Genomic DNA, 18294 nt, shown 5'->3' on the forward strand with positions numbered 1-18294 from the left:
ATGTGTATAAGAGACAGGGCCGTGGTGCAGCGCTCGCGCGGCGTCTCGAAGCGCCTCAATGACGGCGTCGGCTTCCTGATGAAGAAGAACAAGGTCACGGTGATCTGGGGCGACGCCACGATCGATGCGCCCGGCAAGATCACGGTGAAGAAGTCGGCGGTCGAGGCGCCGAAGGGCGCCAGCGGCGAGGGCACCTATCAGGCCAAGCACATCATCGTGGCGACCGGCGCGCGGCCGCGCGTGCTGCCCGGGCTCGAGCCCGACAAGAAGCTGATCTGGACCTATTTCGAGGCGATGGTGCCGGAGCGGATGCCGAAGTCGCTGCTGGTGGTCGGCTCCGGCGCGATCGGCATCGAGTTCGCCTCGTTCTTCCACACCATGGGTGCCGACGTCACCGTGGTCGAGGTGCTGCCGCAGATTCTCCCGGTCGAGGATGCGGAAATCGCAGGGCTCGCCCGCAAGCGGTTTGAGAAGATGGGGATCAAGATCCTCACCTCGACCAAGGTGACAAAGCTCGAGAAGAAGGCCGACAGCGTGGTTGCGACCATCGACGACGGCAAGGAGAAGCCGCAAGCGGTGGAGTTCGAGCGCGTGATTTCGGCGGTCGGCGTGGTCGGCAATATCGAGAATCTCGGGCTGGAGAAGCTCGGCGTCAAAACCGACCGCGGCTGCATCGTGATCGACGGCCTCGGCAAGACCAACGTTCCCGGCATCTATGCGATCGGCGACGTCGCGGGGCCGCCGATGCTCGCGCACAAGGCCGAGCATGAAGGCGTGATCTGCATCGAGGCGATCAAGGGCCTGCATCCGCATCCGATGGACAAGCTGATGATCCCGGGCTGCACCTATTGCAACCCGCAGGTCGCCTCCGTCGGCCTCACCGAGGCCAACGCCAAGGAAGGCGGCCGCGAGATCCGCGTCGGCCGCTTTCCCTTCGTCGGCAACGGCAAGGCGATTGCGCTCGGCGAGGACCAGGGCCTCGTCAAGGTGATCTTCGACAAGAAGACCGGACAGCTGCTCGGCGCCCACATGATCGGCGCTGAGGTCACCGAGCTGATCCAGGGCTATGTCGTGGCAATGAATCTGGAGACCACGGAAGAGGAACTGATGCACACCGTATTCCCGCATCCGACCTTGTCGGAGATGATGAAGGAAGCAGTGCTCGACGCCTATGGGCGCGTGCTGAATATCTAGTCTCAGCTCCGTCATCCTGAGGTGCGAGCGCAGCGAGCCTCGAAGGATGCACGGCCGAGACCTAGCAGCCGGGCTCGTCGCCCTTCGAGACGCGCTTCGCGCTCCTCAGGGTGACGGATCCGGCAGGGAAGAACTCAAGAAGAACAAGAAGGACAGAATCTCGTGAAAGACAACGACAACCTCACCATCGAACGCCCGACTTTCGTCACCCATCTCGAATGCGCGATGGAGGGCGATCATTATCCGGCCGACCAGGTGCACAATCTCTCCAAGGCCGGCAAGCCGCTGCTGGTGCGCTACGACCTTGCCGGGGTGAAGAAGGCGCTGACCAAGGATGCGCTGGCGCAGCGTCCCGCCGATCTGTGGCGCTACCGCGAGCTGCTGCCGGTGCGCAAATGCAAGGACATCGTCAGCCTCGGCGAAGTCACGACGCCGCTGATCCGGCTGCCGCGGCTCGGCGCCAGACTTGGCGGCGGCGAGATCATTGTGAAAGATGAAGGCCGGCTGCCGACCGGCTCGTTCAAGGCACGCGGCCTTGTGATGGCGGTGTCGATGGGCAAGGCGCTCGGCATCAAGCACATGGCGATGCCGACCAACGGCAATGCCGGCGCGGCGCTGGCGGCCTACGCCACCTCGTGCGGCATCAAGACCACGATCTTCTGCCCGGCGGACACGCCGGAAGTGAATGTCAGCGAGATCGAGCTGCAGGGCGCCACCGTCTATCGCGTCAACGGCTATATCGACGACTGCGGCAAGATCGTCGGCGAGGGCAAGGCGAAAGTCGGCTGGTTCGACACCTCGACCCTGAAGGAGCCGTACCGGATCGAGGGCAAGAAGACGATGGGCCTCGAGCTCGCCGAGCAGCTCGGCTGGGACGTGCCCGACGTGATCTTCTATCCGACCGGCGGCGGCACCGGCCTGATCGGGATGTGGAAGGCGTTCGACGAGCTCGAGAAGATCGGCTTCATCGGTTCGAAGCGGCCGCGCATGGTCGCGGTGCAGGCCTCCGGCTGCGCGCCGATGGTGCGGGCCTATGAGGCCGGCACCGAACACGCCGCGCGCTGGGAGGACGCCCACACCATCGCCTCGGGCATCCGCGTGCCGCAGGCGATCGGCGACTTCCTCATTTTGCGCGCGGTGCGCGAGAGCAAGGGCTTTGCGATCGCGGTCGATGACGACAAGATCAGCGCCGCCCTCAACGAGGTCGCGCGCGAGGAGGGGCTGTTGCTGTGCCCCGAGGGCGCCGCGACCTATGCCGCCTACAAAGAGAGCCTCGCCGACGGCCGTGTCAGCAAGACCGAACGCGTGATGCTGTTCAACTGCGCCAGCGGCCTGAAATACCCGCTGCCGCCGATCACCCGCACGCTCGACCGGCACAAGCCGATCGACTTCTCGCAGTTCTGACGCCTCATCCGAAGGGCCATCTTGTCGAAAGGTGGCCCTTCAAAAATGATACGACAAAGAAGATTGAGGGAGAGCGTGATGCGGAAGCTGGTTCTGGCCGTGTTGGCGATGTTGGCGTTGACGGGGACCGTTTCCGCGGAAACCTATCCCGCGCACCCGATCACCATCGTGGTGCCGTTTGCTGCCGGTGGCCCCTCGGATGCGATGGCGCGCATCCTCGGCGAGCGCATGAAGCAGTCGCTGGGCGAGGTGCTTCTGATCGAGAACGTGACCGGGGCGGGCGGCTCGATCGGCGTCGGCCGTGCGGTGCGCTCGGCGCCCGACGGCTACACCATCTCGTTCGGCCATCTCGGCACCCATGTCGCCAACGGCGCGATCTACAAGCTCGGCTACGACCTCGTCACCGATCTCGAGCCGGTGGTGCTGCTGCCGAGCAACCCGATGATCATCGTCAGCAAGAACGCCGTGCCGGCGAAATCGCTGAAAGAATTGCTGGAGTGGCTGAAGTCGCGGCCGGCGCCGCCGACCGCGGGCACCGCCGGCGCCGGCAGCGGCAGCCATATCGCCGGGCTCTATTTCGAGAACGTCTCCGGCATCAAGCTGCAGTATGTGCCGTATCGCGGCACCGGGCCGGCGCTGAACGACCTCGTCGCCGGCCAGATCGACATCATCGTCGACCAAACCTCGAACTCGATCAACCAGGTCCGCGCCGGCAATATCCGCGCCTATGCGGTCACCGATTCCAAGCGGGTCACGAATGCGCCCGACGTTCCGACGGTCGACGAGGCCGGTCTGCCGGGCTTCCACATGACGCTGTGGTCCGGCCTCTGGGTGCCGAAGGGTACCCCGAAGGAGATCGTGGCCAAGCTCAACGCCGCTGCAGTCGAGGCGCTGGCCGATCCGGCCGTGCAGAAGCAACTCGAGAATTTGGGCTTGCAGATGCCGCCGAAGGATCAGCTCGCGCCGGAAGCGCTCGGCGCCTGGCAGAAGGCGGAGATTGCAAAATGGTGGCCGATGATCAAGGCCGCCAACGTGAAGGTGGATTGAGACGGATCCATGGGCGTCGTCCCGGCGAAGGCCGGGACCCATACGCCGCGGCCGACGCAAGGAGCAATCGGTTCGACGATTTCCGAATGACCTCCAGCGGTGGTTATGCGTTCCGGCCTGCGCCGCGACCACGCTGCATTATTGCGACGGCATTGTCTCAGCCGGCGCCGCGTTGCTCTCCTGCGTCACGATGCGCTCGCCGTTCTTGGCTATCGCCGTGCCGGCGTCCTCGAACCGTGTCTGGTAGACTGCGAAATTCTCCATCACGCGCTGGACGTAGTTGCGCGTCTCGGAGATCGGGATCCGCTCCACCCAGTCGACCGGATCGACCTTGGGATCGCGTGGGTCGCCATAGGCCTTGATCCAGTCGCGAACGCGGCCGCGGCCGGCGTTGTAGCCGGCAAAGGTCATGATGTGGCAGTTGCGATATTCCGACAGCAACGCGCTGAGCTCGGCGGCGCCCATCTGGGTGTTGTAGACGGGATCGGACACCATCCGGCTCCAGTCGTAGCTGACGCCGAAGCGCTTCGCGGTGTCGCGGCCGGCTTCCGGGGTCACCTGCATCAGGCCGACGGCGTTGGCCGCCGACTTGTCGCGCTGGTCGAACGCGCTTTCGGTGCGCGCGATCGAGTAGGTCATGCTGCGCCCGATATCGGGCGCGATCGGCGTGTGCTTGGGAATGCCGATCACGGGGAAAGCGTAATGGTCGAAGGCAAAGCCGCGCGCGAGGGCGATCTTGCCGATCTGCAGCATGGCGCGGGCATCGTTGCGGCGGCCGGTCAGCTCGCCGAGCGCTTCGAGCATCCCGACATCGGTGCTTTCCTCGGCGAGGTCGGCCGCGAAATAGAGCACGATGTCGGGCTCGCCGATCGCATAGAGCATATCGGCGGCGCGGACGCGCTCATCCGCTGCCATGCTGCCGGCGCTAGCGGCCGGCGAGGGCGCGCGCAGCTCGACGCCACCATCACGGCCGAGCCTGGCCAGCGCGAGCTGACCGTAATAGGCCGTCGGGTAGCGCGCGGCGGCCTGGTAATCGGCCCGCATCGCCACGGAATTGCCGAGTGCCTCGGCGGCGCGGCCGCGCCAATAGGCGGCGCGCGCCAGCACGGTCGGGTTGGTCTGGCCCTCGTCGATATGCGCGAAATGCGCCGCGGCGATGTTGGCGTCGTTGAGATAGCGCAGCGCGATCCAGCCGCGCATGAAGTGCATGTCGGAGCGGTAATAAGGATTGTCCGGCGCCGCCGCGGGCCGGATCACGTCATAGGCCGCCTGGTACTCGCCCTGGTCAAGCAGCTTGCGGGAGAGGATGCGGCGCTCGCGCCACCACTGGTCGGTGTCCTGTTGCGCCATCGTCTCGGGCTCAGCCGCGATCGTCACGCGCGCCGCTTCGTCGACCTTGTTCTTCGCAAGCAGCCACTGAATTCGGCACAGCGTGTAGCCGAGATCGCGCCGGGCATCGGCCGGCACATCGTTGAGTGTGTCCTCTGCCTTGCTGGATTGTCCGCGGACCGCGCCACAGGCTTTCACGATCGCCAGATCGTCGCTGCCGAGCCGCTGCGCCACGCGCCTCGCGCCGGCGAGGTCCTTGGCGCCGATCCGCTTGTCCATGCGCGCCCGATGGTCGTCGCGCGTCAGCAGGTCCTTGAACGCATCATAGGCGTCGCTCTCGGTGCGATCGGACAGCTCCTCCGAGCGCCAGGCTTCGCGCACCAGGCGGGTGGCGCCGTCGCGGTCGCCTTCGGCCAGCAGCGTGCGGGCGAGCGCGAACTTGCCCTTGGCGCTGATCGGCTGATCGAGGGTGAAGCCGTGCACGGTGGCCGGATCGCTGCGCTCCTGCCACATCCGCGCTTCGGCGCGCTTGCGCAACAGCGTGACGCTTGGCCAGTCCGGGTTGGCCGTCACGAATGCCGCATAGCGGGTGAACGGTGCGCTCGATTCCGAGTGGCGCAGCAGATACCACTCGACGAGTTTTCGTCCGACCGGATCGGTGATCTTGGCCTGGATGTCGGTCGCGTCGCTGGTCTTGCCTCTGCGCGCGGCAAGGATCGCGTCCCTGATCGTGGCGAGATCGCCCGACAATTGCGGCCCGGCGGGTTTCTCCGGCTCGGGCGCCTTCTCAGCCGATTTGGAAGGAGCGGATTTGGCCTTCGCGGATTTCCGTTTATCGGCGCCATGTCTGGCGTGCCGCCGCTTGCCGGAGGCACTCTCGCGCGCGGCCTTGCCGCCATGCGCCTTCTTGTCCCCGTGGCCACTCTTGGCCTGGTGCTGGTGATGCGGCTTGGCGGTCGCCTGGACCGGAAGCAGCGCGAGCGCGGCGGCGGTGGCGAAACACGCCAGCGGACGTAGGCAACGGTTCATTCCCTGGTCCCCCCTGAGAAACCATGAGGCACAACAGAACGCGTCATACGGCGGCACAACCGCCGCAGATTATCACTACCCTCGATTCTCGAGTGTTAATGCTGCTGCAACTCAACAGGGAAAACACGGCGAAATATGGAATATGACGTGTGGAACCCGCGGGAACCGGGGTTCTTACGGTGAAAACGGACAGGCAGCACGGTGCTTTGACCGGTTCCTCGTGAATTGTATCGTCGTTGCGAGCGCGCGTGGGGGCTGCCGATGTCACTAACAGATCACTTTTCGCCAGCCGGTGCGCCATGACGGCTAGCCTCAGAACCATCCTCGACGGCGGCCGCTATTTTGAGGGCCCGCGCTGGCATCGCGGGCGGCTCTGGTTCGTCGATTGCATGGCGCGGACGCTTCTGAGCATCAGCCCGTCGGGCGAGTTGCAGGAGCGTGCTGCGCTGACCGACGACACGCCGTGTGGTCTCGGCGTACTGCCTGATGGCGACATCGTCGTGCTGACGATGTTCAGGAAGCGGCTGCTGCGGTTTTCCGACGGAGCGCTGTCGCTCTATGCCGATCTATCCGAGGTCGCGACCGGCACGATCGACGACATGATCATCGACGGGCAGGGACGCGCCTATGTCGGCGATCTCGGCTTCAACCTGCCGCCGCCGGAGCGCCGCGGTGCGGTAGGCCGCATCATCCTCGTGACGCCCGACGGCAGTGCGCGCGTCGTTGCGGAAGGCTTGCGGTTTCCCAACGGCATTGCCGTCTCCTCCGACCATCGCCGGCTCGTCGTTGCCGAAATGGATGGCGCAGGTCTCGCCGATTACGACATCGCGCCGGACGGCGGCCTGAGCCTGCGCGGGCGGTTCGGCAGCATCAACGATCCCGACGGCATCTGCCTCGATGCCGACGGGGCGACCTGGGTCGCGTCTTTCACGGAAGATGCTTTTGTCCGGATCGATCGCACTGGCGTGGAGCGTGAGCGCATCACGGTGTCCGGCCGCCGCGCGCTTGCCTGCGCGCTCGGTGGTGCGGACCGCAGGACGCTGTTCTGCCTGAGCGCGGAGACGTCCTACGAGGAGCTACGCAAGGGCAGGTCCGCGTCGCGGATCGATGTGGTCGAGGTCGACACGCCGGGTGATGGCTATCCCTGAGCCGCGACCGCAGGCGCGTCTCACTTCTTCTTTTTCTTCTCTTTCCTCTTCAGGATATCGGCCTGGCTCCTGAAGGCGCGGGCGAGGGAGCGCATCTGGTTGGCGACAAGTGCGTCGGCCGTCGTCAATGCAACCCGCTCCGCGGTCTGCGCCTGCTTGCGAATTGCCTTGGCCATTTTCATGAAGGAACCAATCGCGCCGCGTCGCTCTGGTTCCTGGACGAGCGACTGCGTCTTGATCTCGGGGTCTTGAGTTTCGTTCTCGTTTCGTTCATATTGGCGCGCTCCGGGAGAGTGCCGCCATGGACGCCGAGCGAGACCGCGAAATCATCAGGCTGTGGAACGAGCTTCGCCGGCTGCAGCGCGAGGGGCGTCCGACGGCGTTGCTGGTCCGCCGGATTGAGAAGGCGCTGGCGGCTCGGGAGCAGGAGGCCGCCTGAAACTCCGGTCCTGCCGCGTCCCCTCTGCGCGAAAACGGTCTAGCGCCCGCCGTCCGGCCCCATGATCAGATTCGGCAGCCAGGTCGAGATCTGCGGAAAGAAGCAGAGCAACAGCACTGCGAACATCATCAGCAGCACGAACGGCAGCGTGCCCCAGATCACCTCGCTCAAGGGGATGTCGGGCGCGACGTTGCGGATCACGAAGATGTTGAGGCCGACCGGCGGATGGATCAGCCCCATCTCCATCACGATGGTCATGACGACGCCGAACCAGATGATGTCGAACTCGGCCGCGCGCAGCGGCGGCAGGATGATCGGCGCGGTCATCAGGATGATCGAGACCGGCGGCAGGAAGAAGCCGAGCACGATCACCATCACGAGGATCGCAAACAAGAGCTCCCAGCGCGGCAGGTGCATTGCGACGATCGCTTCCGCCGCCGACTGCGAGATGTGCAGGTAGCTCATCACATAGGAATAGAGCAGCGACATGCCGATGATCAGCATCAGCATGGTGGACTCGCGGATGGTCGATTTCAGGATCGGCGACAGGTCGCCGGGCGTCCACACGCTGTAGATCACGGCGATCAGCCCGAGCGCCAGGAGGCCGCCGAGGCCGGCGGTTTCCGACGGCGTGGCGTAGCCGCCATAGAGCGCGATCATCACGCCGGTCAGCAGCAGCACGAACGGGATCACGCGCGGCAGCGCGCTGAAGCGCTCGGCCATGGTGAATTCGTCATGCTGCAGGATCGCCGCGTCCTTGCCGGTCGCGTCATAGACGGCGCGGGCCATGGCGTATTCCTTGCGGAAGCGGAACACGGCGTAGAAACCGAACAGCGTCACCAGCAGCAGGCCGGGGCCGATGCCGGCGAGAAACAGCCGTCCCAGCGATTTCTCGGCTGCGACGGCGAACAGGATCATCGTGATCGAGGGCGGCAGCAGGATGCCGAGCGTGCCGCCGGCGGCGATGATCCCCGCGGCAAAGCCGCCGGAATAGCCGCGCTTGCGCATCTCCGGAATGCCGGCGGAACCGATCGCCGAGCAGGTCGCCGGCGAGGAGCCGGCCATCGCCGCGAACAGGGCGCAGGCGAACACGTTGGCGACGCCGAGGCCGCCGGGCACGCGGTGCAGCCAGGCGTGCAGCGCCGAATAGAGATCCTGGCCGGCGCGCGATTTGCCGATTGCCGCGCCCTTCAGGATGAACAGCGGGATCGACAGCAGCGTGATCGAGGCCATCTCCTCGTAGACGTTCTGCGTCACCGTATCGAGCGAGGCCGCCGGCATGAAGATCGCCATGAACACGACCGCGACGGCACCGAGCGCGAACGCGATCGGCATGCCGGAGAACATCGCAAACAGGGTGGCAAGTCCGTAGGAGATACCAATACCAAACACGGTCATCGGCGTGCGCCACCCGTCAGCGGAATGATGATTTGCAGGAGGATCTGCACGCAGAGCAGCGTCATGCCCAGCGCCATCAGCACGTAGGGGATGGCCAGCGGCGGCGACCACATCGAGTTGGACACCTGGCCGTCGACATAGGCTTCATGCGCCAGCGTCCAGGACTTCCAGGCGAAGAAGGCGCAGAACGCGAAGCTCGCGACGTCGACCAGCCACAGCCTGATGGCGTTGGCGCGCGCCGAGAGCAGCCCGACGAACGCCTCGATGCTGACATGGCCGCGCTGGCTCTGCACATAGGCCGAGGTCATGAAGGTGGCGCCGACCAGGAGGAACACGGCCGCCTCGTCCTGCCAGTAGTTCGGGCTGTGGAACAGGGCGCGGCCGAGCACGCTGTAGCTCAGGATCACGCAGGCCGCGACCAGGGCGAGCGCGGCGAACACCACGATGATGTTGTTGCAGATCGACAGCGCGCGCCCAAGCAAGGCCACGGGCGTGTTGCCCGCGGCGACGCTTGCGGTTTCGGCCTGATCCGCGACCGGACCATGCATCATGCGGCGACGTCGCTTGCGAGCTTCAAAAGGTTGGCGGCGGTGGCGGTCTTGGCGCCATAATCCTTCCACGCGGTATCGCGCGCGATGTCGCGCCACTTGCCGACAATGGTTGCATCGAGCGCACTGACCTTGGCGCCGGCCTTCTCGTAGACCTTGGCGACTTCGGTATCGTCGTCCTGCGCCCCCTTGCGGCCGAACGCCTCGAGCTCGGTGCCGACGGCCAGGATGATGTCCTGCTGGCTTTTCGGCAGCTTGTCGAAGATCGCCTTCGACATCATCAACGGCTCCAGCATGAACCAGTAGGAGGCGCCCGCGCCCGAAGTCAGCGATTTCGCGACCTCCTCGAGGCGGAACGAGATCAGGCTGGTGGAGGAGGTGATGCCGGCGTCGCAGGCGCCGGTCTGCATCGCGGCGTAGAGCTCGTTCGACGGCACCGACAGCACGGCGGCGCCGGCGGTCTGCAGCACCATGTCCATCTCGCGCGAGCCGCCGCGCACCTTGAGGCCCTTGGCATCTTCAGGCGCGACGATCGCCTTGGAGCGGCTGGCGACGCCGCCGGCCTGCCAGACCCAGGAGATCAGCAGAATGCCCTTGTCGGCGAGGAAGTCGGTCAGCGCCTTGCCGACCGGCTCCTTCTTCCAGCGCAGGCCCTGATCGTAGGTGGTGACGAGGCCCGGCATCAGGCCGATATTGGTCTCCGGCAATTCGCCGCCGGCATAAGGCATCGGATACAGGCTGAGATCGAGCGCGCCCTTGCGCATCGCCGAGAACTGCGCGTTGGTCTTGATCAGCGACGAGTTCGGGTAGACCTCTGCGGTGAGGTCGCCGCCCGAGCGCTTGGCGACCTCGGCCGCGAACATCCTGCACAGCCGGTCGCGGAAGTCGCCCTTGTCGATGGTGCCGCCGGGGAACTGGTGGGAGATCTTCAGTGTGGTCGCGGCATGCGCGGTCCCGATGCCCATCCGCAGGACGGCGGGTGCGGCGAGGGCGGAAGCAAGGACGTGGCGGCGTGTAAGCATGGTTCTCCCCTGAGAGCTTCTTGAGTGGCTGTTAGGCCGGCGCGGAGCTTTAGCTTAGCCGGTCTTCGCGTGAATATTCTCTAGTCTGATAGTTCGAGGCGCCCTGATAGTGCGAGCCGATACGGGGCTGCAAGTCCTGACGCTCAAGTCCTGACGCTCAAGTCCTGACATTCAAGCCTTGCCGTTGTTGCGGCGCACACTGATGCGCGGTGACGCCGCGTCGTCACGCAACCGTCGCGCGACCAGCCGCCGGGCGACCGCAGCCGTGCTGCTTCAAGAATTCGTTATTGGAGGTAACGACGGCCGGCGCAAGTGCGTCGAGCAGAGAGCGGCAAGTCGTCGCGCTCACATTCGACCACACAAGGGATCATGACCATGACCACCAAGACCCGCCTCGGCCTTTCCGCCGCGCTGCTCTCGTTCAGCCTGGCGCTGGCGCCCGCCGCCTTCGCTCAGGACAAGATGGGCAAGGATGACGCGATGAAGAAGGAAGACACGATGTCCAAGGATGCCATGAAGAAGGACGGTGGCATGATGAAGAAGGACGACGCCATGAAGAAGGACGGCGGCGGGATGATGAAGAAAGACGACGGCATGAAGAAGAACTGACTGCCGTCATCGCCCGCTGTCCGCAGGCCCGCCGCTCTGGCGGGCCTGGTTGCGCCTTAGCGCTTCTTCTTGCCGCGCTCCTTGCGTGCCGCGTAGCGGGCATCGCGCTTGGCCTTCTGCTCGGCGAGCAGCGCCTCCTCGCGGGCGGTTTCCTCTTCCTTCTCGCGCGCAATGCGGGCGGCCTCGGCGGCTGCGGCCTCATCCTCGCGGCGCTTCTGCTCGGCCTTTTCGGCCTCACGGGTTTCCTTGGCCTTGGCGCGGCGGTCGGCGATCGCCGCGCGCTCCTCGGCACGTGCCTTCACAGCGGGATCGTCAGCTCCCGGCTGGGAGCGAAACTTGTTGAGGAGGTTTTGCCGCGCCTGCAGGGCCGCTTTCTGGCGGTCGGCAAAACCCGGTTCCTTGAAGCCACTCATAGAGGAAGCCTTGCTGCTTTCTGTTCGGGTGATGGATGGGGTTGGTTCGGCGTTTCAATAAGTGAATGGCGACGAAATTGCCAGTGGCGAACGGAGGGCTGTGGAGCAAGGGAGATATGAGCCAGCGTCAAGCGGCCATCGTTCGCCCCGCGGGCGCGTGGTGAGTGGCTGGTCACCAAGGGCTGTTGAACAAGTGCTGTTGAAAAGTTCAGCCGCGCTGAAGGTGCTCGCGTCGTCCGTTACCCAGGACCTTGGCAACCGTCTCGGCGGTCATCGCGCTCCGGTCCGAGGCGCGCTGGGCTTCCAGCCTGTCGCGCGCCTTTTCGGTGATCAGCAGACTGATCAGCCGCAGCCTGGTGCTCTCATCGACAGCCTCCGAGAGCAACTGCCTGTAACGCTGATAGTCGTACGTCGTCGCTTCTTGTTCGCTCATCGGCACGCCCCGCACACGCGCTCCACTTCAGCGAGTAGTCTTTCGCGAGTCGCCCCTGGCGCGCAACGGAATTGCGGTGCCGACGGCCGTGGCCGTGCATTTCATTGGGCGACTGTTGCAGAATTGATCGCACGCAACCGTGCAAATCGTCATGATGCGGACCGTGGCAATCGGGAACCGAAGCTGGCATGAGCGACTCCGACGACGGAGGCAGCAGAAGGGGCGCGCTGATCGGACTGCTGGTCGCAGCGGTCATGCTCGCGGTCGGCCTCTGGCTCGCGCATGACCTGACGGCGGCGAGCAAGATGCAGGACTGCCTGATGTCGGGCCGGACCAACTGTAATGTGATCGAGCCGGCGCGCTGACCCCGTCTTGCGGCAGTGCAATATCGATCCCACATCAAGCCCAAAGACTAGGGCTGAACTGTTTGATCCCGGCTGTGATTCCGATCACACGCGGACAGGCGGGCTGCCTCGACTCCCAGAGATCGGCGGGAACCAAGGCCATGATGTCCAAGCTGTGGTCCGGAAAGGGCGCGGCGCTGGCTGCCGCAGGCGCGGCGGGTGCCGTTTTGGTGGCGTATCTATCCCTGACGCTGGCGTCGCCCGAGCCGGTGTCCAACGCGGCGCTCGGGCCGGAATGGCAATGCAGCCGGGTCGCCTTCGTGCTGACCACCTGCACCCGGGCGACCGAGGCGGAGGCTGAGGCCAAGCCGCAGGGCGAGGTCAAGGCGATCCCGGTGCGGGCGAAGGACGATTGTCCGCCGGAGCTCTAGATCTTTTTCTGGCGCGTTGTCCGCACGCGAGGCGGTGCCGATTTCGCTGGAAGGCGCGCCGGCCGGCCGGGGCCGCCGCAGCGCCGCATTTCAGGTTATTTCTTGGTGGTACCGCGCGGCTTGATCGACAGGCCGAGGCGCATGGCCATCTTCTTGATCCGCTCCGGCGAGCGGCCGGTCGCCTTCACGACCTCCTCCAGCGACTTTGAGGAGCGTGCCAGTTCCATCAGTCGTCGGTCCTCCTTGAACGACCACCGCGGCTTTCGGGCCATCTTGTTGGTATCCTTGTGCATTGCTGGGCAACAAAGCCGCCAGGCGGGGTCGCCTGACGGCCTTGCCGGTGTGGGCCCGGACCTTGGGGAAATGTCCGGTGGATAAGCAATACTGCTTCCGAATAAGGTCGCAATTGAAACCAGAATTTAACCTAACCGATCAAGGTTACTCGGATAGAGCGTGGCAGGAGGCCTTATGCGCAAGGTCGCCATTTTGAGTGCCGCAGCATTTTTACTGTCCGGTTGCTGGTCCGACCCGGAGGTCACGGGATCGACCAACAGCTGTGCGGCCAATCTTTACAGTCAGTACAATCCCAAGGTCATGGATCAGTGCGTCAACGCCTGCATCAAATGTGACCGCGGCAACGTTACGACCTGCACGACCTCCTGCACGCTGAAGGGCGCGCGGTAATCGATCCCGCGCATCCGATGCCGGCGAGGCCTCGTGGCGTCACGCCAACGGGCCGCCTTGCGTGGCGCGATGATCGCCTTTATCGCGTCTGGGCAGCGGCGCCGTCGGCGCGCCGGACACTGAAAGCGTGGAACAGGGCGCGATGAACGGGCTTTCCTATGCCGCGGTCGACTGGGGCACCAGCAGCTTCCGGCTCTGGCTGATGGGCGCCAGTGGCAAGGTGCTCGGTGAGCGCCGCAGCGATGAAGGCATGACCGCGGCCGCCAGGACCGGCTTTGCGGCCGTGCTGCAAGCGCATCTCGATGCGCTGGGCGCGGCGGCCGACCTGCCGGTCGTGATCTGCGGCATGGCGGGCGCGCGGCAGGGCTGGGTCGAGGCCGGCTATATCGATACGCCGGCGCATCTGTCGGACATCCTCAAGGGCGCCGTCGTGGTCAGCGGGCAGGCGCGCGATATCCGTATCCTGCCTGGGATTGCGCAGCGTGATACCGCCGCGCCCGACGTCATGCGGGGCGAGGAGACCCAGCTGCTGGGCGCGCTCGGCTTGAACGCGCCGGGCGAGGCGCTCGTCTGCATGCCGGGAACGCATTCCAAATGGGTTAGGGTCCGCGGCGGGATGGTCGAGCGCTTTGCGACCTTCATGACCGGAGAGTTGTTCAGCGCGATCGCGCGCGACACCATCCTGTCGCACGCCGTCGCCGGCGCAGAGGAGGCGGTTGACGGCGATGCGTTCGGCGCGGCTGTCACGGCGGCATTCGCGGCGCCGGCGCTATCGGCCAATCTGCTGTTTCGCGTGCGATCGCGGCAGCTGCTGTTCAGCGGCAGCGCACAGGCCGCGCGTGAGACGATCTCGGGTACGCTGATCGGCGTCGAGCTGGCCGCCGGCCTTGCGGAGCGGAAGCAGGGAGCGCCGGTTACGCTGATTGCCTCGGGCCGGTTGCAGCGGCTCTATCAGATGGCGCTCGAATGCCTTTCGATTCCGCTCGATGCCGTGGATGCGGAGGAGGCGGTTCGCCGTGGTCTCGCCGGCGCGGCGGCGGCGATGTGGAAGAAGTGAGGAATCAACGCATGAGCATTCCGTTTCCGCCGATGAAGCGACCGCTGGTCGCGATCCTGCGCGGCGTCAAGCCGGACGAGGTGCCGGGCATCGTCAGCGCGCTGCTCGACGCCGGCATGACCGCGATCGAGATTCCGCTGAACTCGCCCGAGCCGTTCCGCTCGATCGAGATCGCGGCGAAGCGCGCGTCGGCCGATGTTCTGATCGGCGCCGGCACGGTGCTGACTGCAGCAGACGTCGATCGCCTGCACGACGTCGGCGGCCGCCTCATGGTGGCGCCGAATGTCGATGTCGAGGTGCTGGCGCGCGCGCGGGACCATGCGATGATCACGATGCCCGGCGTATTCTCGCCGACGGAAGCGCTGCTCGCCGCGCGCGCGGGAGCGTCGAGCCTGAAATTCTTTCCGGCCAGCGTGCTCGGCGCCGCCGGCATCACCGCGATCCGCGCCGTGCTGCCGCCGGATGTGATGATCGCCGCGGTCGGCGGCGTCTCGGACCAGAATTTCGCCGAATATGTGAAGGCGGGCATTCGCGCCTTCGGTCTCGGCAGCAGCCTCTACAAGCCGGGCATGACGGCCGCGGATATTGCGGTCAGGGCAAGGGTGACGATCGAGGCGTATGACAGAGCCGTGGCGGGCGCCGGCTAGGCTCGGTGCAAGCGCGCTAATCGTCCCGCTTGCCGCCGTCGATCACCCTGAACAGCGCCGCCGCCTCACGCGGATTCTCAAGCAGCTCTTCGACCATGGCGATCGCGGCCGCGACGTATTTCCCGGTCGCGGCGTCCAGCGGCCGTTCGGCTTCGTCTGACAGCGCGAGCTTGGCGCCTTCGAGCAGCTTGCGGGTGCGGACGGCGGACTCGTCGCCGGCGGTGAGGGCGGCGCGCGCGATCGATCGTAGCACGAACAGTTCGCCCTCCAGCCGCAGCAGGCGGTCGTTCAGCTTGCTCAGGACGGTGTTCAGGTTCCGCATGACGCGCTCTCCGGGCATTGGACCCGTCTTCCATACACGGTCATTCCTGACGAAATTCTTGTGGCGGCCGCGCACCATTTGGTTGGTTGAATGGCGTCTCCGGTCTCCTCATGTTCCCGGTGGTCCGGCCGTTGTCATTTGACGAAGGCATCTATGGCCCTAATAGAATGGCCGCGGTTCGACGCCGCCCGGGAAGCGCGTCAATTTCACCCCATCGCGACGAGGGAATAGATATGAGGATTGCCGTCGAAACGACCGTTGCCGCGCCGATCGCGGATGTCTGGCGCGCCTACACGACACCCGACGACATCAAGCAGTGGAACGCGGCTTCCGACGATTGGCACACGACCGCCGCGACCGTCGACCTGCGCACCGGCGGCGCCTTCTCGTCGCGGATGGAAGCCAAGGACGGCAGCATGGGGTTCGATTTCGCCGGCACCTACACCAGGGTCGAGGAGCCCCGTCTGCTCGAATATTCCTTCGGCGATCGCAGCGCGCAGGTCGCATTCACGCCGGAGACCGGCGGCGTCAAGGTGCAGGTCAGCTTCGATAGCGAGGATACCCATTCGGTCGAGCAGCAGCGCGGCGGTTGGCAGGCGATCCTGGATAACTTCAAGCGTTACGTCGAAGCCAAGCGGCGGTCCTGATTCGGCGACTGGAGAGCGGCGTGACGTTGAAGCGACCGCGCGCGGCGTGATCGCTGCGTGCTGCGTCCGCATCGCTCGCTTGATGTTTGAGTCGTGCGAATCCTTATCGAGAAAAAAGGACGGTCCCGGAATCGTCCATCGCGGTCCTGAAAATATCGACGACCGAGGCGGGCACTCACAATCCCCTAAGAACGCATTCTTGGATTAAGAAATTGCGAAGCGCGTTGCGGGCGCTCACGCCATGTGTTGGAACCTGCAACGCACGAACAGAAAGCGATCGGTCCCTCAATCGCCGCCGGAACTTTGTTCACGCACGGAGAACTACGGAATCGTTTCGTGCGCTGAATGATAAAGACGGCGACTGATTTCACGGCACACGGCGAACATCAAAAAAGAAAGGCCTCAGCGCGTGGGCCACGCTGAGGCCAAGTAGACACTTTGGTCGTGAGGCACCGTCGCCGGCGCCTCGGTGCCTAACTTATCTTCGTTTCTGTGTTTCCAAATGGCCCATTTGGGCCATGCCGCGTGATAGCCAATTTGGGACATGCGCCGCTGGCACAAAGTGTGCATTCTTGGAGCTGTCAGGATTTTGCATCACCTTCCTGGGGCTAGGGCCAGCGCCGTTCGCATGTATTTCAAGCGGACGGCGTTGTGCATTCTGGCGACCGCGCGGGCTATCACCTGGCTGCGCTCAGGGTCAGCGGTCCACCGGCCGAATCTCGAGGTTCTCGATTTTCAGGGGCGGCGTTGAGGGGGTGTTCTGCCCATTCAACGGATGCAACGTGATCGGCGTATTCGAGCCGCCGACGAGAACGTTGACGCCGGCGCCGTCGGCGTGGGCGTAGCCGCCGGCGAGATCGTCGCTTCCAAGCCACGGCACGGGCGCCATCACCTTCCAAGTCATGGCGACTTCTTGATCTCCGATCAAAACGCCGAGGTTGCGGATGGCTGCGACATAACGACTGTCCGGCGTGCTATCGACGTGCAGCACGCAATTGAGGTTGGTCACCGGACCTACGACGAACCCGGTATCGGGGCCACCACGACACTCAAGCGTTCCGGCCTGCACCTGCTGCGCATTGGCGGCTGCGAGCGGCGCGGCGAGAATCGCCGTACCACACAGAGCAGAGGCGATCGAACGGCTTGTCATACGCATGGTGCCGGACAACGCGGATCGGCGCGCAATCGGCCCACGACCCCGCGTGCGGCCTTCGCTTGTGGTTAAGAGAGCCTTAGAGATTGGTTTGATTGCTGCCGACGGTCGACGTTCGCGAGCGACCGGCCAGGAAGACGACGATCAACCAACGGCGATCCTTTTTCATCGCCGTCCAGGCTGACGCTTCGATGGTGGGTCTATCGACGTCGAACGAGCGTGCTCGATTTCCAGGCAGGAGAGGCCGCGGCGAAGCAACGCGGCCGGTCCTGGCAATGACGCCAAGGCGTTCGGATCACGGCGGTGAGCCTGTCCCGAAAAATTACGCCGCCGGGCTCGAAATGGATTGTCCCGGCAGCGCCCTGCTCCAATCTGGGCCCGCAATCCCAGTCATGTTTGTGTCTGCAAAACCGGCGCCAAGGTTCGAGCGCCCCCGTAGTCATACGGGGACTGGCGTCCCGTGATGCACTCGTGTTGGCGACTTGTGCGCTGGCGAAGGTCCGATTGTCAGGGTGATCCACGCCGCCGCGCGAGAACGGCTGATCGCCACCGATGCTCCGCCCGATCAGCTATGGTGCTCCAGCTTCCGCATCTCCTGCAGGCGAGCCAGGCAGAAATCCCGATACAACTCGTTGATGAAATCCCACATGACCTAATCCCCTTGGTCCAATGCCGGGACGCTACGCCGGGTTTGTTTCCGGCGGGCTTCGTGGCTTCTTGAAAATGGTTTCATTGAGGGGAGTGGGGTGGCGATCCCGACGGGATTCGAACCTGCAACCCGTGGAGTAGAAACAAACCGGGCGCCGCGGCGATTGTCGCGACACCTCAAATCGTCAGCGCGCATCGTCCGTGCGGTCCGGTGATTTTTCCGGGGATCGGGCGCCGTGCCGCCGCGCGATCTCCTCCTCGCAATCGGCATTGAGCTGCCGCGCCTGGCGCGCTGCCCATGCCCGGTCACGCTCGCGGCGCGCGTCGCGCTCGCTGCAGCTCGCGCGT

General features: G+C 65.0%; 22 protein-coding genes. 12 read left to right on the forward strand and 10 right to left on the reverse strand.

The genetic code is table 11. The features are described from left to right. From lpdA to IF803_RS36880, 3 genes are all read left to right on the forward strand, one after another. On the forward strand, window positions 1–1194 hold a 1194-nt coding region (lpdA, locus tag IF803_RS36870; protein WP_461195599.1), incomplete at its 5' end, for a dihydrolipoyl dehydrogenase. A 162-nt stretch (window positions 1195–1356) separates the two neighbouring features. Beyond that, entirely contained in the window at window positions 1357–2598 is a 1242-nt protein-coding gene (locus IF803_RS36875; protein WP_461195600.1) for a threonine synthase, read from the forward strand. A 78-nt stretch (window positions 2599–2676) separates the two neighbouring features. Beyond that, window positions 2677–3645, forward strand: a complete 969-nt coding sequence (locus tag IF803_RS36880; RefSeq protein ID WP_461195601.1) for a tripartite tricarboxylate transporter substrate binding protein BugD — start codon at window positions 2677–2679, stop codon at window positions 3643–3645. A 138-nt stretch (window positions 3646–3783) separates the two neighbouring features. Here the strand turns inward: IF803_RS36880 and IF803_RS36885 are convergent, their stop codons facing one another. Then, window positions 3784–6003 (reverse strand): lytic transglycosylase domain-containing protein, encoded by a 2220-nt coding sequence (locus tag IF803_RS36885; RefSeq protein WP_461195602.1) that lies wholly within the window; start codon window positions 6001–6003, stop codon window positions 3784–3786. A gap of 299 nt (window positions 6004–6302) precedes the next feature. Between IF803_RS36885 and IF803_RS36890 the strand changes: the two genes are divergently transcribed. Then, complete coding sequence (locus tag IF803_RS36890; RefSeq protein ID WP_461195603.1) at window positions 6303–7151, forward strand: SMP-30/gluconolactonase/LRE family protein; 849 nt, start codon at window positions 6303–6305, stop codon at window positions 7149–7151. Window positions 7152–7171: 20 nt separating this feature from the next. On the opposite strand, the gene IF803_RS36895 is transcribed toward IF803_RS36890, so the two are convergent. Then, window positions 7172–7333: a hypothetical protein gene (locus tag IF803_RS36895; protein ID WP_461195604.1), complete on the reverse strand. Its 162-nt coding sequence runs from the start codon at window positions 7331–7333 to the stop codon at window positions 7172–7174. A 119-nt stretch (window positions 7334–7452) separates the two neighbouring features. On the opposite strand from IF803_RS36895, the gene IF803_RS36900 reads away from it, so the two are divergent. After that, window positions 7453–7590 carry a hypothetical protein gene (locus IF803_RS36900; protein ID WP_155262240.1) on the forward strand — a complete coding sequence of 46 codons (138 nt, stop codon included), beginning with the start codon at window positions 7453–7455 and terminating at the stop codon, window positions 7588–7590. Window positions 7591–7629: 39 nt separating this feature from the next. On the opposite strand, the gene IF803_RS36905 is transcribed toward IF803_RS36900, so the two are convergent. Genes IF803_RS36905 through dctP form a run of 3 tightly spaced genes read right to left on the reverse strand, consistent with a single transcriptional unit; the run spans window position 7630 to window position 10558 of the window. Next, complete coding sequence (locus IF803_RS36905; RefSeq protein ID WP_461195605.1) at window positions 7630–8988, reverse strand: TRAP transporter large permease; 1359 nt, start codon at window positions 8986–8988, stop codon at window positions 7630–7632. After that, window positions 8985–9539, reverse strand: a complete 555-nt coding sequence (locus tag IF803_RS36910; RefSeq protein ID WP_461195606.1) for a TRAP transporter small permease — start codon at window positions 9537–9539, stop codon at window positions 8985–8987. The genes IF803_RS36905 and IF803_RS36910 overlap by 4 nt, the downstream gene beginning before the upstream one ends. Continuing rightward, window positions 9536–10558 (reverse strand): TRAP transporter substrate-binding protein DctP, encoded by a 1023-nt coding sequence (gene dctP, locus IF803_RS36915; protein ID WP_461195607.1) that lies wholly within the window; start codon window positions 10556–10558, stop codon window positions 9536–9538. Before dctP ends, IF803_RS36910 begins: the two co-directional genes overlap by 4 nt. A 369-nt stretch (window positions 10559–10927) precedes the next feature. Between dctP and IF803_RS36920 the strand changes: the two genes are divergently transcribed. Then, entirely contained in the window at window positions 10928–11167 is a 240-nt protein-coding gene (locus IF803_RS36920) for a pentapeptide MXKDX repeat protein (RefSeq protein ID WP_038385197.1), read from the forward strand. 56 nt (window positions 11168–11223) lie between these two features. Here the strand turns inward: IF803_RS36920 and IF803_RS36925 are convergent, their stop codons facing one another. Beyond that, window positions 11224–11580: a DUF6481 family protein gene (locus IF803_RS36925; RefSeq protein WP_461195608.1), complete on the reverse strand. Its 357-nt coding sequence runs from the start codon at window positions 11578–11580 to the stop codon at window positions 11224–11226. A 208-nt stretch (window positions 11581–11788) separates the two neighbouring features. After that, the gene (locus tag IF803_RS36930; protein WP_461195609.1) at window positions 11789–12013 is read right to left on the reverse strand and encodes a hypothetical protein; all 225 of its coding nucleotides are present in this window, start codon (window positions 12011–12013) and stop codon (window positions 11789–11791) included. A 188-nt stretch (window positions 12014–12201) separates the two neighbouring features. Here IF803_RS36930 and IF803_RS36935 point away from each other — a divergent pair, with 188 nt between their 5' ends. Beyond that, window positions 12202–12378 (forward strand): hypothetical protein, encoded by a 177-nt coding sequence (locus IF803_RS36935; RefSeq protein ID WP_196238136.1) that lies wholly within the window; start codon window positions 12202–12204, stop codon window positions 12376–12378. Between the two features lie 140 nt (window positions 12379–12518). Next, on the forward strand, window positions 12519–12788 hold the full coding sequence (locus IF803_RS36940; RefSeq protein ID WP_035631163.1) for a hypothetical protein: 270 nt from the start codon (window positions 12519–12521) through the stop codon (window positions 12786–12788). A 95-nt stretch (window positions 12789–12883) separates the two neighbouring features. Here IF803_RS36940 and IF803_RS36945 read toward each other — a convergent pair whose 3' ends face one another. Then, window positions 12884–13060: a hypothetical protein gene (locus IF803_RS36945; protein WP_167350394.1), complete on the reverse strand. Its 177-nt coding sequence runs from the start codon at window positions 13058–13060 to the stop codon at window positions 12884–12886. Window positions 13061–13256: 196 nt separating this feature from the next. Here IF803_RS36945 and IF803_RS36950 point away from each other — a divergent pair, with 196 nt between their 5' ends. The 3 genes from IF803_RS36950 to IF803_RS36960 all read left to right on the forward strand — a co-directional run bounded on the left by IF803_RS36950 (window position 13257) and on the right by IF803_RS36960 (window position 15176). Beyond that, window positions 13257–13472, forward strand: a complete 216-nt coding sequence (locus tag IF803_RS36950; RefSeq protein ID WP_026192800.1) for a hypothetical protein — start codon at window positions 13257–13259, stop codon at window positions 13470–13472. A gap of 142 nt (window positions 13473–13614) precedes the next feature. Further along, window positions 13615–14529, forward strand: a complete 915-nt coding sequence (locus IF803_RS36955) for a 2-dehydro-3-deoxygalactonokinase (protein ID WP_461195610.1) — start codon at window positions 13615–13617, stop codon at window positions 14527–14529. Between the two features lie 11 nt (window positions 14530–14540). After that, on the forward strand, window positions 14541–15176 hold the full coding sequence (locus tag IF803_RS36960) for a 2-dehydro-3-deoxy-6-phosphogalactonate aldolase (protein ID WP_461195611.1): 636 nt from the start codon (window positions 14541–14543) through the stop codon (window positions 15174–15176). A gap of 16 nt (window positions 15177–15192) precedes the next feature. On the opposite strand, the gene IF803_RS36965 is transcribed toward IF803_RS36960, so the two are convergent. Then, window positions 15193–15498 carry a hypothetical protein gene (locus tag IF803_RS36965; protein WP_461195612.1) on the reverse strand — a complete coding sequence of 102 codons (306 nt, stop codon included), beginning with the start codon at window positions 15496–15498 and terminating at the stop codon, window positions 15193–15195. A 233-nt stretch (window positions 15499–15731) separates the two neighbouring features. Here IF803_RS36965 and IF803_RS36970 point away from each other — a divergent pair, with 233 nt between their 5' ends. Then, complete coding sequence (locus tag IF803_RS36970; RefSeq protein ID WP_016842508.1) at window positions 15732–16145, forward strand: SRPBCC family protein; 414 nt, start codon at window positions 15732–15734, stop codon at window positions 16143–16145. A 697-nt stretch (window positions 16146–16842) separates the two neighbouring features. On the opposite strand, the gene IF803_RS36975 is transcribed toward IF803_RS36970, so the two are convergent. After that, window positions 16843–17313, reverse strand: coding sequence for a DUF992 domain-containing protein (locus IF803_RS36975; protein WP_461195613.1), 471 nt, complete (start codon window positions 17311–17313; stop codon window positions 16843–16845). Window positions 17314–18294 lie beyond the last annotated feature (981 nt).

Source organism: Bradyrhizobium sp. UFLA06-06 (assembly GCF_054820065.1).

What these genes read in the sequence shown, in the direction of transcription:
- IF803_RS36925 (WP_461195608.1), bottom strand. Translation starts at nt 11,580, where the DNA reads ATGAGTGGCTTCAAGGAACCGGGTTTTGCCGACCGCCAGAAAGCGGCC.
- IF803_RS36885 (WP_461195602.1), bottom strand. Translation starts at nt 6,003, where the DNA reads ATGAACCGTTGCCTACGTCCGCTGGCGTGTTTCGCCACCGCCGCCGCG.
- IF803_RS36945 (WP_167350394.1), bottom strand. Translation starts at nt 13,060, where the DNA reads ATGGCCCGAAAGCCGCGGTGGTCGTTCAAGGAGGACCGACGACTGATG.
- IF803_RS36940 (WP_035631163.1), top strand. Translation starts at nt 12,519, where the DNA reads ATGATGTCCAAGCTGTGGTCCGGAAAGGGCGCGGCGCTGGCTGCCGCA.
- IF803_RS36900 (WP_155262240.1), top strand. Translation starts at nt 7,453, where the DNA reads ATGGACGCCGAGCGAGACCGCGAAATCATCAGGCTGTGGAACGAGCTT.
- IF803_RS36950 (WP_026192800.1), top strand. Translation starts at nt 13,257, where the DNA reads ATGCGCAAGGTCGCCATTTTGAGTGCCGCAGCATTTTTACTGTCCGGT.
- IF803_RS36970 (WP_016842508.1), top strand. Translation starts at nt 15,732, where the DNA reads ATGAGGATTGCCGTCGAAACGACCGTTGCCGCGCCGATCGCGGATGTC.
- IF803_RS36965 (WP_461195612.1), bottom strand. Translation starts at nt 15,498, where the DNA reads ATGCGGAACCTGAACACCGTCCTGAGCAAGCTGAACGACCGCCTGCTG.
- IF803_RS36935 (WP_196238136.1), top strand. Translation starts at nt 12,202, where the DNA reads ATGAGCGACTCCGACGACGGAGGCAGCAGAAGGGGCGCGCTGATCGGA.
- IF803_RS36955 (WP_461195610.1), top strand. Translation starts at nt 13,615, where the DNA reads ATGAACGGGCTTTCCTATGCCGCGGTCGACTGGGGCACCAGCAGCTTC.
- IF803_RS36930 (WP_461195609.1), bottom strand. Translation starts at nt 12,013, where the DNA reads ATGAGCGAACAAGAAGCGACGACGTACGACTATCAGCGTTACAGGCAG.
- IF803_RS36890 (WP_461195603.1), top strand. Translation starts at nt 6,303, where the DNA reads ATGACGGCTAGCCTCAGAACCATCCTCGACGGCGGCCGCTATTTTGAG.
- IF803_RS36895 (WP_461195604.1), bottom strand. Translation starts at nt 7,333, where the DNA reads ATGAAAATGGCCAAGGCAATTCGCAAGCAGGCGCAGACCGCGGAGCGG.
- IF803_RS36960 (WP_461195611.1), top strand. Translation starts at nt 14,541, where the DNA reads ATGAGCATTCCGTTTCCGCCGATGAAGCGACCGCTGGTCGCGATCCTG.
- IF803_RS36905 (WP_461195605.1), bottom strand. Translation starts at nt 8,988, where the DNA reads ATGACCGTGTTTGGTATTGGTATCTCCTACGGACTTGCCACCCTGTTT.
- IF803_RS36910 (WP_461195606.1), bottom strand. Translation starts at nt 9,539, where the DNA reads ATGATGCATGGTCCGGTCGCGGATCAGGCCGAAACCGCAAGCGTCGCC.
- IF803_RS36920 (WP_038385197.1), top strand. Translation starts at nt 10,928, where the DNA reads ATGACCATGACCACCAAGACCCGCCTCGGCCTTTCCGCCGCGCTGCTC.
- dctP (WP_461195607.1), bottom strand. Translation starts at nt 10,558, where the DNA reads ATGCTTACACGCCGCCACGTCCTTGCTTCCGCCCTCGCCGCACCCGCC.
- IF803_RS36880 (WP_461195601.1), top strand. Translation starts at nt 2,677, where the DNA reads ATGCGGAAGCTGGTTCTGGCCGTGTTGGCGATGTTGGCGTTGACGGGG.